Origin of the sequence: Thermodesulfobacterium geofontis OPF15 (genome assembly GCF_000215975.1) — a bacterium.
In the GTDB taxonomy this organism is placed as follows: Bacteria; Desulfobacterota; Thermodesulfobacteria; order Thermodesulfobacteriales; family Thermodesulfobacteriaceae; genus Thermodesulfobacterium; species Thermodesulfobacterium geofontis.
In genome coordinates, this window is the sequence record NC_015682.1 from 1,595,066 (window position 1) to 1,609,311 (window position 14,246).

The following is a 14,246-nucleotide window of genomic DNA, read 5'->3' on the forward strand; positions in this document are numbered from 1 at the left end:
AAAAAAGATTAGCAAGAGGTGTTTTATTAATCGGGCTTTCTCAAACAAACTTTTAGAGATTGGATTCTTTTAAAATAAATAAAAAGAGGGTAAAATTAAAATCTATGAACACATTAAAAATTAAATGGCAAAGGCTTTTAATTAATGGAAAAACATGTCCAAGATGTAAGTTAACTGAGGAAGAACTTGAAAAGGATATTTCTATCCTTAAGCAATACCTTAACCCTTTAGGGATAGAAATAATTTGTAGAACTATTAAAGTAGGAAATAGGGTTTACGAAACAATTCCTGCTGAGTTAATAGTTAAAGCTGGACTTCTTGCAGCTTTACAATTGATAAAAAAATGAGATCTCCAAGGAATATTAGAAAACTTCATACTAAATTTATTTTTATTACTGGAGGAGTTTTATCTTCTTTAGGAAAGGGATTAGCAGCTGCATCTATAGGTGCCTTACTTGAGGCTCGTGGGCTAAGAGTTACCCTTCAAAAACTTGATCCTTATATAAATGTAGATCCAGGAACTATGAATCCTTTCCAACATGGAGAAGTATATGTAACAGAAGATGGAGCAGAAACAGATCTTGATCTGGGACATTATGAAAGATTTACCTCAGCACAAATGGGTGTTAAAAACAATTATACTTCTGGGAAAATTTACTATTCAGTTATTAAAAAAGAAAGGAAAGGAATATATTTAGGAGGAACTGTCCAAATTATTCCTCATGTGACAGATGAAATAAAAGCTTGTATTCTTGATCTTGCAAGTCCTCAAATTGACGTAGCCATAGTAGAAATAGGTGGAACTGTAGGAGATATTGAAAGCCTTCCTTTTTTAGAAGCCATAAGACAACTTGGATATGAATTAGGGAAAGAAAACGCTTTATATATTCATCTTACCTATGTTCCTTATATCAAAACTGCAGGAGAACTTAAAACTAAACCGACACAACATAGTGTAAAAGAATTAAGAGCTATCGGAATTCAGCCTGATATAATTCTTTGTAGAACTGATAGATTCTTACCTCCTGAGATAAAGAAAAAAATTGCTCTTTTTTGTAATGTAGAAGAAGATGCTGTAATAACAGCAAAAGATGTAGATTGTATTTATGAAATACCTCTTATTTTCCATAAAGAAGGACTTGATGACAAAATTATAGAATATTTAAATATGTGGACAAGAGAACCAGATTTACATGTATGGGAAGAAATAGTTAAAACTTATAAAAATCCAGAAGACGAAGTTACCATCGGAATTGTAGGAAAATATGTAAGTCTTAAAGACTCTTATAAGTCTTTAAATGAAGCTCTCATTCATGGGGGTCTGGCAAATAAATTAAGGGTAAATTTAAAATTTATAAATGCAGATGAATTAACTCCAGAAAATATAGAGACTTATTTAGGAGATGTAGATGGAATTCTTGTTCCTGGTGGTTTTGGTATAAGGGGTATAGAAGGAAAAATCCTTGCTATAAACTATGCAAGAATTAAAAAGATACCTTTTTTAGGAATATGTTTAGGAATGCAACTTGCTGTAATTGAATTTGCTAGAAATGTTCTTGGATGGAAAGAAGCTCATTCTACAGAATTTGATAAAAATACACCTTATCCAGTAATTTATTTAATGAAGGAATGGTATGATTATAGAACTGGTCGCATAGAAAAGAGAGAGGAAGGATGTGATCTTGGAGGAACTATGCGTTTAGGAGCTTACCCATGTGTTATTAAGCCAGGATCTAAGGTATGGGAAGCCTACCAAAAAGAGGAAGTATTTGAAAGACATAGACATCGTTACGAATTTAATAATGCTTATAGAGAAGCTATAGAAAAAGCTGGATTAAAAGTTGTGGGATGTTCTCCAAATGGAGAATTAGTAGAAATAGTAGAACTGGAAGATCATCCCTGGTTTGTGGGGGTTCAATTTCACCCTGAATTTAAATCTAAACCAACCAACCCTCATCCCCTTTTTAAATCCTTTATTAAATTTTCTTATCAAAATAAGCTTAGTCGTGGAGTAAAAAAGGTTTGATAGATCTTCATACCCACTCAACAGCTTCAGATGGAACCTTTTCTCCTGAGGAATTAGTTTACCTTGCTAAAAAAGAAAAATTACAAGCCCTTGCTCTTACTGATCATGATACAATAGATGGCTTAAAACCTGCTTATAATACCGCCAAGGATTTAGGTCTTCCTTTTTTATGTGGAGTAGAAATAAGTATTAAATTTGAAGGACCTGGACATTTTCATCTTTTAGGATATTTTTTAGAGCCTGAAATCCCAAAAATAAATGACACTCTTTTAAAACTCAAAAAAGCTCGAGAAGAAAGAAATAAAAAAATGATTGAAAAATTAAATAATCTCGGCATAAAGATAACTTTAGAAGAGTTAAAAGAAATTGCCCAGGGAGAAATAGGAAGACCTCACATAGCAAATCTTTTAGTTAAAAAAGGTTTTGTTAAGTCTTTTGAAGAGGCTTTTCAAAAATATTTAAAAAAAGGAGCTCTTGCTTATGTACCTAAAGCACTTCTTTTACCTGAAGAAGGTATCAAATTAATTCTTGAGGCAAAAGGAATTCCTGTTCTTGCTCACCCTATAACTTTAAAATTAAATCTTTTAGAATTAAAAGAATATATTAAATTACTTAAAAATTTTGGATTAATGGGAATAGAAGTGTTTTACCCTGAACATACAGCAGATTTTACTAAATTTTTAATTGAATGTGCTAAGGAATTAGGATTGTTATTAACTGGAGGAAGTGATTTTCACGGAGAAAATAAGCCTGATATAAAATTAGGAAAGGGCTTAAACAATCTAAATGTACCCTTTGAATGCTATAAAAATTTAGAAAAAGCACTGAAAAATCTCTAATTTATGAATAAAGAAAAGTTGATAGAAAAAATTTTAAAATTGAAGAAACAAAGAAAAGCCATTATTCTTGCTCATAATTATCAACCCCCTGAAATTCAAGATATAGCAGATTTAAGAGGAGATTCCTTAGAATTAAGTTTAAAAGCAAGTAAAACTGATGCAGAAATTATAGTATTTTGTGGTGTATTTTTTATGGCAGAAACAGCAAAAATTGTTTCTCCTAAGAAAAAGGTGTTACTACCTGTTAAAGAAGTCCCCTGTGAAATGGCAGATATGATAACTCCTGAAGACGTAATAGCTTTAAAAAACAAATATCCTTCTGCTCCAATTGTAACCTATGTAAATTCTTATGCTGAAATAAAAGCTCTTAGCGATATTTGCTGTACCTCGGCTAATGCAGTAAAAGTAGTTGGCACATTAAAAGAAAAAACAGTAATTATGCTTCCAGATATGAATTTAGCTCAATACACTCAGAGATTTTATCCAGATAAAAAAATTATTTATCATGAAGGTTTTTGCCCTTTCCATCATTTTTTAACTCCTGAAGAGGTAATAAAAGCTAAAGAGAAACATCCTTCTGCTATATTTATAGCTCATCCTGAATGTCGTCCCGAAGTAATTGATCTTGCGGATTATGTAGCTTCAACCAGTGGAATGTTAAGGCTTGCTAAAGAACTTCCTTATAAGGAATTTATTATAGGAACAGAAGTTGGTCTTCTTTATCCTTTAAGTAAAGAAAATCCAGATAAAAAATTTTATCATCCTTCTCCAGAAAAGATGGTATGTCCTTCTATGAAAAAAATTTCTTTAGAAAATGTATTAAATGCTTTAGAAAACTTAGAGTTTGAAATAGATCTCCCAGAAGAAATTATAAAAAATGCCTATTCTGCTGTTAAAAAAATGTTAGAAATTGTTTAATTTAAATTACTCTTGACAAAAGAATTAAAATAGATTTTAATATTTTTAACAGAAAATTCTAACAATTTCTGGAGGTACAAATGGATTTTCAAGATATTGCAGATTTAGAAGAAAAAATTGATGCGCTTCTTTCTTTGGTAGTTCAGTTAAAAAATGAAAAAGAAGCTTTGTTGACGAAATTAAAAGAGAAAGAACAAGAAAATATTAAACTTTTAGAAGAAATAAATAAGAGGGAGGAGGAAAGAAGGATAATAAAAGAAAAGATAGGTAGTTTAATAGAAAAACTCTCCCAAATATAATTAAAAATGCAAAAAGCTAAAGAAATAAGTTTTGAATTTTTAGGTCAAACCTTCCTTTTCCGGTCTCATGTTCCGGAAGAGGAAGTTAAAGAAGTTTTGGAATATTTAGAAGATAAAAAAAGGGAAGTAGAAAATTTTAAAAAGGTTCCTACTTTTAAATTAGCTGTTTGGCTTCTTTTACAAGTTGCACATGATTATATAAAAATTAAAAAAGAAAAAGAAGCTTTAGAAAGGTGTATTAAAACTCAACTTAATAAAATGGGAGAGTTTTTAGAAAAAGAAAGGTTATCCTGGGGTGTCCGTGAGGATGAAGTTGACCTGCCAAGCTAACACTGTTGAAATGAAGGGGCAAGGTGGTTCTGAGGCTCTTTTGCCTTTAAAAAGGCGTTTAGGGCTTATCAGACCCCACCCCAAAAGTATTTTCCACAGAGCTTTGAGCAGGAAGTCCTTACGGCACCCTGGGGTCTTTTAATTTCTAATAAATATCGTTTTTTATCCTCTTTCCTTCTCCCTCTAAAATTTAAACTTTTTAACTTTTAATTTATAAAGGGGGAATTAGGGATGAATATCCTTTTGGGGATAATAATTGGATTTGTAATTGCTCTCTTTTTATTGGGGATTTATTTATATATTCAAAAAAAGAAAGAATTAGAAGCAAAAAAGACAGTAGAAAACCTTATTAAAGATGCTGAACAAAAAGCTAAAGAAATCTTAGAAAAAGCTGAAAAAGATGCTAAATTAAAACTTCAACAAGCAGAAATTGAAATAAAAGAAAAACTTTTAGCCCATAAGCACGCTTTAGAAAAAGAATTTGAAAAAAAAGTAAAAGAAGTCTCTTTAAAAGAGGAAAGGCTCCTTCATAAAGAAGAAACTCTTATCAAAAAAGAAGAAACTTTAGAAAGGAAATTAAAAGAAGTTGAAGATCTAAAAGCCCTTATTGAGGCTGAAAAAAAACAAATTGATGAAATATTAAAGCAAACAAAAGAAGAATTAGAAAGAATTTCCGGACTTACAGAAAAGGAGGCTAAGGAATTACTTCTCAAAAAAATAGAAGAGGAATTAAAAGAGGAAAAAGCAAAACTTATTATGAAATACGAAAACGAAACTAAAGAAGAGGCTAAAAGAAAATCCCAAGAAATTTTAGCTTATGCCATTTCAAAAGCTGCTGTGCTTTTTGTAACAGAAAAAACAGTCTCTGTCGTTCAACTTCCAAATGAAGAAATGAAAGGAAGAATAATTGGAAGAGAAGGAAGAAATATAAGAACTTTCGAAACTTTAACCGGCGTTGACCTTTTAATAGACGATACTCCTGAGGTTGTGGTTCTATCATGTTTAGATCCTTTAAGAAGAGAAATCGCTCGTATTGCTTTAGAAAGACTTATAGCAGATGGAAGAATACATCCCTCAAGAATTGAAGAAGTTGTTAAACAGGTAGAAGAGGAAATGGAGCATCATCTAATGGAGGTAGGAGAAAAGGCTTGTTTTGAATTGGGAATTTATGGACTCCATCCTGAACTCATTAAAATGATTGGAAAATTAAAATATAGAACAAGTTACAGTCAAAATGTTTTGCAACATTCAATTGAAACAGCCATAATTTGTGGAGCCTTAGCAAGTGAACTAGGAATGGATGCAAAAAAAGCAAGAAGAGCTGCACTACTTCATGATATAGGAAAAGCTTCTTCCTATGAAATGGAAGGTCCTCATGCATTAATAGGTGCTGAAATAGCAAGAAAATATGGAGAAGAGGAAGATATTGTAAATGCAATAGCTTCTCATCATGAAGATATTCCCATTACGAGTTTATTAGGAATAATCTTGCAAATATCTGATGCTATATCTGGAGCAAGACCAGGAGCAAGAAGAGAGTTATTAGAAGCTTATATAAAAAGAATAAAAGAACTTGAAGCAATTGCTTCCTCTTTTGAGGGGGTAGAAAAAGCTTTTGCTATACAAGCTGGAAGAGAAATAAGAGTTATAGTAGATGATAAAAAAATAAGTGATGAAGAAGCCTATATATTAGCCCGTGAAATTGCTCAAAAAATAGAAAAAGAATTGACCTATCCAGGAATTATAAGAGTAACTGTAATTAGAGAGACAAGAGCTATTGAATATGCCAAATAAAGTAAAACTGCTATTTTTAGGAGATATAGTAGGTAATTCTGGAAGAAAAGCAGTAAAAATTTTTCTTCCAGAATTAGTTAAAAAATACAGTCCTAATTTTATTATAGCTAATGGTGAAAATGCAGCAGGTGGATATGGATTAACAGAAAAAGTTGCTGAGGAACTTTTTTCTTATGGAATTGATGTCCTTACTTCAGGAAATCATATTTGGAAAAAAGAATTTTTCCCCTATTTACAAAAAACAGAAAGAGTTTTAAGACCAGCAAATTATGGAGAAAATGCTCCTGGTAAGGGTTGGACTATTTATACTAAAGAAAATATTAAACTTGGAGTAATAAATTTAGAAGGTAGAATCTTTATGAGACCCTTAGAAAATCCTTTCACTGTAGGTAAATTTCTTGTTCAGGAAATAAAAAAGGAAACTCCCTTTATAATAATTGATTTTCATGCAGAAGCAACCTCAGAAAAACTTGGGTTGGGATATTTTTTAGATGGTCTTGTTTCAGCAGTAATAGGTACCCATACACATGTGCAAACTTCAGATGAAAGAATTATGCCTAAGGGAACAGGTTATATCACTGATGTGGGAATGTGTGGCGCTGTAGAAAGCATTATAGGAATGAAAATAAATCAAGCCTTAGAAATGTATCTTACTATGGTTCCAAGAAAATTGGAAGTAGAAAAAAGTGAAAAGGTAAAGGTGGAAGGAATTTATCTGGAATTTAATAAAGAGGGTTATACAACTTATATAGAAAGATTTAGATTGATTAACGAACCTTAAAATTATTTTTTATAATGTTTTTTCCACCATTTCTTGAAAAGTTGCTTTCTAATAGGTGAAAGCCTATCTATAAACAAGATTCCATCAAGATGATCATATTCATGTTGAAAAACTATAGCAGAAATTTCATCTAATTCTCTTTCAATAGGTTTACCATCTATATCATAAGCTTTAATATAAATTTTGGCATATCTTTTAACAGGAGCAAAGTACCCAGGAATACTTAAACAACCTTCTTCATAAATAGTTTCTCCTTCTGTAAAAACTATCTCTGGATTTATATAAACTTCTAATTTATTTTTTCCTTCTCTTTGAGAAACATCCATTATAAAAAATCTTTTTAAAATCCCTACCTGATTTGCAGCAAGACCAATACCCTTAGCTTTATACATAATTTCAGCCATTTTATCTATAGTTTCCTTTAGCTCTCCATCTATATTTTCAACTGGTTTGGCTTTTTCTCTTAAAATAGGATTTCCAAAAATAAGAATTTCCATATTTTTTTTCTCTCCTAATTATAATTAATTTTATTTTAAAACTTTTTTAAAAATTTTCAAGAAATAATTTTCAAAAAATATTAGCCTCTATATAAACCACCATTTACATGAAAAACGCAACCGGTAATGTAGCTTGCTTTTTCACTAGCTAAAAATGTAGCTAAATAAGCTACCTCTTCTGGAAGTCCAGTTCTTCTAAGTGGAATTTGTTGCAAAAACGCTTCTTTTACCTTTTCTGGAAGTCCTGCTGTCATATCAGTTTCTATATAACCTGGAGCAATTACATTTACGGTTATATTTCTACTCGCAACTTCTAAAGCCAGTGCTTTTGAAAATCCTATAATTCCTGCTTTTGCAGCTGCATAATTTGTTTGCCCAGGGTTTCCTGTAAATGCCACTACCGAAGATATATTAATAATCCTTCCCCATCTCTCCTTTATCATCATTGGTAAAACTGCCTGTGTAACATAAAAAACTGAATATAAATTAGTTTTAATAACTTCATCCCAGTCTTCTTCTTTCATTCTCAAAAATAAAGCATCTTTTACAATACCTGCATTATTAACTAAAATATGAATATTTCCAATTTCTTTTTCAATTTCTTTTATTTTCTCCTTTATTTCTTCAAAATTTGCTACATCAAATTTTGCTAAATAAGCCTTTCCTCCTATTTTTTCTATTTCTTCAACTAAGCTCTTTGCTTTTTCTTCCGATTTTCTATAGTTAATAATTACTTTAGCACCCTCCTTAGCAAGTTCATAAGCTATAGCCCTTCCTATACCTCTTCCTGCCCCTGTTATTAAAGCCACTTTTCCACTTAGTTCCCCCATTTCCATTTTCCTCCTTTTTAAAAAATCTTAGAAAACACATTTTAAAAATTAATGAAATTTTTGTCAATTTCTCTTGACAAGATATTTATTTTGTGATAGAGAAAAATCAATATGTAAAGTAAACAATTTTCTAAAAAAGGAGAGTTTTATGATAGAAATAAGAATTCATGGAAGAGGAGGTCAAGGAGCTGTAACCTCTGCTGAATTGATTGCTGTAGCAGCTATTAATGAAGGTAAATTTGCCCAAGCATTTCCCAGTTTTGGACCAGAAAGAAGAGGAGCACCTGTTCAGGCTTTTGCAAGAATTGGAGAAGAAAGAATAAGAACAAGAGAAAAAATATATCATCCTGATATAATTTTGGTGCTTGATCCATCTCTTCCTAAAATAACTAAGGTTACTGAAGGATTGAAAGAAAATGGCGTAGCTATTTTGAATTCCCATCTTTCTGAGGAGGAGGTTAGAAAAATTTTAGGAGATTATAAAGGTAAACTTGCTTTAGTTAATGCAACTAAAATTGCTATTGAAGAAATAGGTGTCCCTATTACTAATACTACTATGTTAGGGGCTCTTCTTAAAGCTACAGGACTTATTGAAGTTAAAAGTATGGAAGAAGCATTAAAGGAAAGGTTTGGTAAACTTGCTGAAAAGAATATTAAAGCTTTACACAGAGCTTTAGAAGAAACTCAAATTTATAAAGGAGTATAAAGATGCCAAAGGATCAAGGACTAATCAGTTGGAAAGAATTAGCACCTGGAATGTTTATTTTAGAACCTGGAAATTCTGTAAAATTTAAAACTGGAGATTGGAGAGCCTATAAACCAGTTTTAGATAAAGAAAAATGTATAAAATGTGGAATGTGTTATGCTCTTTGCCCGGATCTTTGTTATGAAAAAGATGAAGAAGGTTATTTTATTTGCAATTTGTACTATTGTAAAGGTTGCGGAATATGTGCAGCTAACTGTCCTAAAAATGCTATAACTATGGTTTTAGAGGAGGCATAGAGAAATGGGTAAAAGATTAGCTAAAGAGGTTTCTATTGCTATAGCTGAGGCAGTTGCTCAGTGTAAAGTTGATGTAATTTCTGCTTACCCAATTACTCCTCAAACTCATATTGTTGAACACTTAGCTGAACTTGTAAATAATGGGGAATTAGAAGCTGAATATATGCCTGTTGAATCTGAACATGCAGCTATGAGTGCCTGTATAGGTGCAGCTGCAACAGGTGCAAGAACTTTTACCTCTACGTCTGCTCAGGGATTACTTTTAATGTATGAAAATCTTTTTATTGCTTCTGCTTTTAGACTTCCAATTGTAATGGTTATTGCTAATCGTTCTATTTCTGCTCCTATAAGTATATGGAATGATCACTCAGATGTGATGACTATGAGAGATTCTGGATGGATAACTACTTTTGCTGAAAATGGGCAAGAAGCAGTAGATCTTATATATCATGCTTACAGAGTTGCTGAAAAGGCTTTACTTCCAGTTGCGGTAAATATTGATGGATTTACCCTTTCTCATGTAATAGAACCTATTGAGCTTTTAGACCAGGAATTAGTTGACAAATATATTCCTCCTCTTCGTATGAAATATAAATTAGATCCTAAAAAACCTATTACAATGGGAGCTATAGGGGTCCCAGAAATCTATACTGAAGCAAAAAAAGCTCAAGATGAAGCTTTTAAAGCTTCTTATAAAATTATAGTAAATGCTTGGAAAGAATTTGAAAAATTAACAGGAAGAAGATATCAACCTGTTGAAACTTATCAAATGGAAGATGCTGAGGTTGCTCTTCTTATTATGGGAAGTCTTGCTGAAACAGCTATGAATGCAGTTGATTTTTTGAGGAAAAAAGGAAAAAAAGTAGGACTTTTAAGATTTAGACTCTGGAGACCCTTTCCTTTAAAAGATTTTTTAAGAGCTATAGGAAAAATAAGAGCTTTGGGAGTTATAGATAGAGCTGTAAGTCATGGCTCAACAGGAGGTCCTGTAGGAATAGAGGTACGTTCTGCTCTATACCAGTCTAATAAAAGACCTAAGGTAGTAAATTTTATCGCTGGACTTTCTGGAAGAGATGTAACAGTAGATGATTTTGTTGAACTTTTTGAAAAAACCTATGAAGCTATTAATAAAAAACCAAAGTTTTCCTATGAAATTTATGGAGTAAAGGAGTAAAGAAATGAGACCAGAACTAAAAGATTTTAAAGGTTTTAATTTAAAAAAATTACCTGAATATGATGGATTTGCTCCAGGACATAGAGCCTGTCAAGGTTGTGGAACAGTTTTACCTCTTAAATTAGCTTTAAAAGCACTCGGACCAAATACAATTGCAGTATCAGCTACAGGTTGTATGGAAATTATTTCAAGCCCCTTTCCATATACTTCTTGGAGAGTGCCATGGATACATGTAGCCTTTGAAAATTCAGCTTCAGTTGCTTCGGGAATTGAAGCAGCCATTAAAGTTTTAAAAAGAAAGGGTAAAATCTCTAAAAGAGAAAAGATAAATGTAGTTGTTTTTGCAGGAGATGGAGCAACTTTTGATATAGGACTTCAGTTTCTTTCTGGAGCTTTAGAAAGGGGGCATGATTTTATTTATATTTGTCTTGATAATGAAGCCTATATGAATACAGGTGTTCAAAGATCAAGTGCTACTCCTTTTGGAGCTCATACAACTACAAGCCCTGCTGGAAAAGTTATAAAAGGGCAAGTCACTTGGAAAAAAAATCTTATGGGAATAGTAGTTGCTCATAATATTCCTTACGCAGCAACAGCAAGTCCCGCCTATCCTGTTGACCTTATGAATAAGGTAAAAAAAGCATCCTTGGTAAATGGACCTGCTTTCCTTCATGTATTTTCTCCTTGTCCAACAGGATGGGGTTGTAAAAGTGAAGATAGTGTTTTACTTGCTAAATTAGCTGTAGAAACAAGAATTTTTCCTCTTTATGAGGTTATAGATGGAAAATATATCCTTAACAGAAAAATTGATAAGCCAAAACCTATAGAAGAGTATTTTAAATTGCAAAGAAGATTTAGGCATTTAACTCCAGAGCAAATAGAATATATTAAAAAAAGGGTAGATGAGGAATACGAAAAAGTTGTTAAACTTTCTGAATGTTTTGGTATAGAATCTTAAATTCTTGACGCTTTTTAATTATAAGTTATATTTAAAAATTGATTTGCGGGCGTAGCTCAGCCTGGTAGAGCGACAGCTTGCCATGCTGTAGGTCGCGGGTTCGAATCCCGTCGCCCGCTCCATTTTATCTTTAAAAGATAATATAAATGAAAATAACCTTTTACGGACATTCTTGTTTTAAAATTATAACTGAGGAAGGTAAAAAAATACTCATAGATCCTTGGATAAGTAACCCTTTAGCTCCAAAAAATGTTGATCTTGGTCCCTACGATTTTATCTTAATAACTCATGCTCATGGAGACCATCTTGGAGATGCTCTTAAACTTGCAAGAACAGCTGTTACAGAAGTAATTGCTATTCATGAGATACATCAATATTTACTTAAACAAGGGATCCCTAAGGTAACAGGAATGAATATCGGTGGGACTTATAAAGTAAATAATTTAAAATTTACTATGGTCCCTGCTCTACATAGTTCTTCATTTCCTGATGGCAGTTATGGAGGAAGTGCTTGTGGATTTATAATAACCTTAGAAAATGGGACTTCTATTTATCACGCAGGAGACACAGGATTGTTCTATGATATGAAATTAATTGGAGAACTTTACTCTCCTAAGGTAGCTTTTCTCCCAATAGGAGATCACTATGTAATGGGACCTAAAGAGGCTGCTAAAGCTTGTGATCTTATAAGACCTGAAATTGTAATCCCTATGCACTATGAAACCTTTCCCATTCTTACAGGAGATATAGAAACTTTTGAAAGGGAATTAAAAAAATATAATATTCCTACTGTTCTTATTGTTCCAAAAATAGGAGAAGAGATTACCATTTAATATGCCCTTTTTATTTTCTATTTCAGGATATCATAATGCTGGAAAAACAACCCTTGCTCTTTCTTTATACGAAATCCTTAAAAATAGAGGTTATAAAATTGCCGTTGTAAAATCCTCTAAAGAAAAGGATATTTTTACAGATATACCAGAAAAGGATACTTGGCTTTATAGAAAAAAAGGGGTTCCTTTAGTTGGATTTTTTCAAGAAAATTTATTTACCCTTTATTTAAACCCTGAAAATTTTGACCTTTCCTCTTTTAAGGATTGGTATGTTTATTTTCAGTCTCTCTTTTGGAATTTTAATATAGTTATTTTAGAAGGGTTTAAAAACTTTGATATAGTTCAAAAAATTTGGGTAGTAAAAGAAAAAGATGAAGATTTAAAAAGAATAAAAAGTGAGATAAGAAATTTATTAGGTTTTGTGGTGAAAGATGATTTAGAAAGGTGGGAATCTCTTTATCCTGAAGAAAAATTTTTTCTTTTTAAAGATTACGAGACTCTTGCAAATTTTATTGAAGAACTTATTAGAAAATATGAGCCAAGAGTTTTACTTAAAATTAATAACAAAAAAATACCTATGAAAAGTTTTGTGGAGGATGCACTTATATATCCTTTATTAGGATTTATAAAGGTTTTGAAAGAAGTTCCTGATAAAATTGAAGAGATAGAAATTAAAATTAAGTTAAACAAAAAACTTGACAAAGAAGAGATTTAATTTATATTTGTAAACACGATTAATAAAAATTAAAAAATGGGCCGGTAACTCAGCCAGGCAGAGTACCAGCCTTTTAAGCTGGGAGTCGTAGGTTCGAATCCTACCCGGCCCATAAAAGATGCCCCCATCGTCTAGCCAGGTCCAGGACACCGGCCTTTCACGCCGGCGACAGGGGTTCAAATCCCCTTGGGGGCGCTTTTTTATTATTTTTATAAACTATGAAAAATGAGCTTGCTATAGTCCTTTTAAGTGGCGGAATGGATAGCACTGTATGTGCAAGTATTGCTTCCCAAAATTACAGACTCGCTTTTTTACATTTTCAATATGGGCAAAAGGCTCAAAAAAAAGAATTAGAATGTTTTTATAAATTAATAGAATTTTTTAAACCAGAAAAATTTCAAATTGTTTATCTTCCCTTTTTTAAGGATTTTGGAGGATCAAGTTTAATTTCAGAAGAACTTGAAATTCCCGAAAAACAAGAAAAAGGTATACCCTCTACTTATGTTCCCTTTAGAAATGGTATTTTTTTAAGTATTGCTACTGCCTGGGCTGAGGTAATAGGAGCAAAAAAAATATTTATAGGGGTAAATGAAGTAGATTTTTCTGGATATCCAGATTGTAGGAAAATATTTATAGAAAAATTTAATCAAGCCATAAATGTAGGAACAAAGCCTGAAACGCAGATTGAAATAGAAACACCTATTATAAATCTTACCAAAAAAGAGATTGTTGAACTTGGTATAAAACTAAATACCCCCTTTCACTTGACTTGGTCCTGTTATAGAGGTGGTGAAAAGGCTTGTGGAAAATGTGATTCTTGCAACCTTAGGTTAAAAGCCTTCAAAGAGGCTGGTATTAAAGATCCAATTCTTTATGAAAATGTTTGAATGTAAAAGGTGTGGTTCCTGTTGTAAAGGCGAAAGTACTATTAGTCTTTCTAAAAGGGATATTTCAAGAATTGCTCAATTTTTAAATCTTTCTGAAGAGGATTTTTTAAATTTATATACTGTAAAAAAAGGAAAATTTAGAATAGAAATGAGGGTAAAAGATGGGTTTTGTATATTTTTTGATAAAGAAAAAAAACTTTGTAAAATTCATCCTGTTAAACCTGAAAAATGTAAGGAATGGCCTTTAATTTCTGCTATTTTTGAAGATGAAGAAAATTTTAAAATTATTCAAAATTCTTGCTTAGGTCTAAAAGATTTAAATTGGGAAAAATTAAAATCTTTTAAAAACTTGCATAAATAAAA

18 protein-coding genes and 3 tRNA genes are annotated in these 14,246 nt (G+C 31.7%); 19 read left to right on the forward strand and 2 right to left on the reverse strand.

The window, feature by feature from the left end; genetic code table 11:
• Positions 1–104: 104 nt before the first annotated feature.
• The 8 genes from TOPB45_RS08160 (at position 105) to TOPB45_RS08195 (ending at position 6,987) form a co-directional block, all read left to right on the forward strand.
• The gene (locus TOPB45_RS08160; RefSeq protein ID WP_013910364.1) at positions 105–347 is read left to right on the forward strand and encodes a DUF2703 domain-containing protein; all 243 of its coding nucleotides are present in this window, start codon (positions 105–107) and stop codon (positions 345–347) included.
• Positions 344–2,026, forward strand: a complete 1,683-nt coding sequence (locus TOPB45_RS08165; protein WP_013910365.1) for a CTP synthase — start codon at positions 344–346, stop codon at positions 2,024–2,026. The genes TOPB45_RS08160 and TOPB45_RS08165 overlap by 4 nt, the downstream gene beginning before the upstream one ends.
• Positions 2,023–2,865, forward strand: a complete 843-nt coding sequence (locus tag TOPB45_RS08170) for a PHP domain-containing protein (RefSeq protein ID WP_013910366.1) — start codon at positions 2,023–2,025, stop codon at positions 2,863–2,865. Before TOPB45_RS08165 ends, TOPB45_RS08170 begins: the two co-directional genes overlap by 4 nt.
• 3 nt (positions 2,866–2,868) lie before the next feature.
• Positions 2,869–3,783 (forward strand): quinolinate synthase NadA, encoded by a 915-nt coding sequence (nadA, locus tag TOPB45_RS08175; RefSeq protein WP_013910367.1) that lies wholly within the window; start codon positions 2,869–2,871, stop codon positions 3,781–3,783.
• An 80-nt stretch (positions 3,784–3,863) separates the two neighbouring features.
• Entirely contained in the window at positions 3,864–4,082 is a 219-nt protein-coding gene (locus TOPB45_RS08180) for a hypothetical protein (protein WP_013910368.1), read from the forward strand.
• Between the two features lie 6 nt (positions 4,083–4,088).
• The gene (locus TOPB45_RS08185; RefSeq protein ID WP_013910369.1) at positions 4,089–4,412 is read left to right on the forward strand and encodes a cell division protein ZapA; all 324 of its coding nucleotides are present in this window, start codon (positions 4,089–4,091) and stop codon (positions 4,410–4,412) included.
• 231 nt (positions 4,413–4,643) lie between these two features.
• A complete protein-coding gene (rny, locus tag TOPB45_RS08190; protein WP_013910370.1) occupies positions 4,644–6,206 on the forward strand; it encodes a ribonuclease Y in 1,563 nt (520 codons plus the stop codon).
• Positions 6,196–6,987: a TIGR00282 family metallophosphoesterase gene (locus tag TOPB45_RS08195; RefSeq protein ID WP_013910371.1), complete on the forward strand. Its 792-nt coding sequence runs from the start codon at positions 6,196–6,198 to the stop codon at positions 6,985–6,987. Before rny ends, TOPB45_RS08195 begins: the two co-directional genes overlap by 11 nt.
• A 2-nt stretch (positions 6,988–6,989) precedes the next feature.
• On the opposite strand, the gene def is transcribed toward TOPB45_RS08195, so the two are convergent.
• Positions 6,990–7,484: a peptide deformylase gene (def, locus tag TOPB45_RS08200; protein ID WP_013910372.1), complete on the reverse strand. Its 495-nt coding sequence runs from the start codon at positions 7,482–7,484 to the stop codon at positions 6,990–6,992.
• A gap of 80 nt (positions 7,485–7,564) precedes the next feature.
• On the reverse strand, positions 7,565–8,314 hold the full coding sequence (gene fabG / locus TOPB45_RS08205) for a 3-oxoacyl-[acyl-carrier-protein] reductase (protein ID WP_013910373.1): 750 nt from the start codon (positions 8,312–8,314) through the stop codon (positions 7,565–7,567).
• Between the two features lie 148 nt (positions 8,315–8,462).
• On the opposite strand from fabG, the gene TOPB45_RS08210 reads away from it, so the two are divergent.
• The 11 genes from TOPB45_RS08210 to TOPB45_RS08260 all read left to right on the forward strand — a co-directional run bounded on the left by TOPB45_RS08210 (position 8,463) and on the right by TOPB45_RS08260 (position 14,244).
• Positions 8,463–9,020: a 2-oxoacid:acceptor oxidoreductase family protein gene (locus tag TOPB45_RS08210; protein ID WP_013910374.1), complete on the forward strand. Its 558-nt coding sequence runs from the start codon at positions 8,463–8,465 to the stop codon at positions 9,018–9,020.
• 2 nt (positions 9,021–9,022) lie between these two features.
• Positions 9,023–9,316 carry a 4Fe-4S binding protein gene (locus tag TOPB45_RS08215; protein ID WP_013910375.1) on the forward strand — a complete coding sequence of 98 codons (294 nt, stop codon included), beginning with the start codon at positions 9,023–9,025 and terminating at the stop codon, positions 9,314–9,316.
• 4 nt (positions 9,317–9,320) lie between these two features.
• Positions 9,321–10,490 carry a 2-ketoisovalerate ferredoxin oxidoreductase subunit alpha gene (gene porA, locus TOPB45_RS08220; RefSeq protein WP_013910376.1) on the forward strand — a complete coding sequence of 390 codons (1,170 nt, stop codon included), beginning with the start codon at positions 9,321–9,323 and terminating at the stop codon, positions 10,488–10,490.
• 4 nt (positions 10,491–10,494) lie between these two features.
• The gene (gene porB, locus TOPB45_RS08225; protein WP_013910377.1) at positions 10,495–11,448 is read left to right on the forward strand and encodes a pyruvate synthase subunit PorB; all 954 of its coding nucleotides are present in this window, start codon (positions 10,495–10,497) and stop codon (positions 11,446–11,448) included.
• A 45-nt stretch (positions 11,449–11,493) separates the two neighbouring features.
• Positions 11,494–11,570, forward strand: a tRNA-Gly gene (locus tag TOPB45_RS08230).
• A 24-nt stretch (positions 11,571–11,594) separates the two neighbouring features.
• The gene (locus tag TOPB45_RS08235; RefSeq protein ID WP_013910378.1) at positions 11,595–12,281 is read left to right on the forward strand and encodes a metal-dependent hydrolase; all 687 of its coding nucleotides are present in this window, start codon (positions 11,595–11,597) and stop codon (positions 12,279–12,281) included.
• A gap of 1 nt (position 12,282) precedes the next feature.
• Positions 12,283–12,996 carry a molybdopterin-guanine dinucleotide biosynthesis protein B gene (locus tag TOPB45_RS08700; RefSeq protein ID WP_013910379.1) on the forward strand — a complete coding sequence of 238 codons (714 nt, stop codon included), beginning with the start codon at positions 12,283–12,285 and terminating at the stop codon, positions 12,994–12,996.
• A 38-nt stretch (positions 12,997–13,034) separates the two neighbouring features.
• A tRNA-Lys gene (locus TOPB45_RS08245) sits at positions 13,035–13,108 on the forward strand.
• An 8-nt stretch (positions 13,109–13,116) separates the two neighbouring features.
• Positions 13,117–13,191: transfer RNA gene (locus TOPB45_RS08250), tRNA-Glu, on the forward strand.
• A gap of 23 nt (positions 13,192–13,214) precedes the next feature.
• Positions 13,215–13,883, forward strand: a complete 669-nt coding sequence (queC, locus tag TOPB45_RS08255; protein ID WP_013910380.1) for a 7-cyano-7-deazaguanine synthase QueC — start codon at positions 13,215–13,217, stop codon at positions 13,881–13,883.
• Entirely contained in the window at positions 13,870–14,244 is a 375-nt protein-coding gene (locus tag TOPB45_RS08260; protein WP_013910381.1) for a YkgJ family cysteine cluster protein, read from the forward strand. Before queC ends, TOPB45_RS08260 begins: the two co-directional genes overlap by 14 nt.
• Positions 14,245–14,246 lie beyond the last annotated feature (2 nt).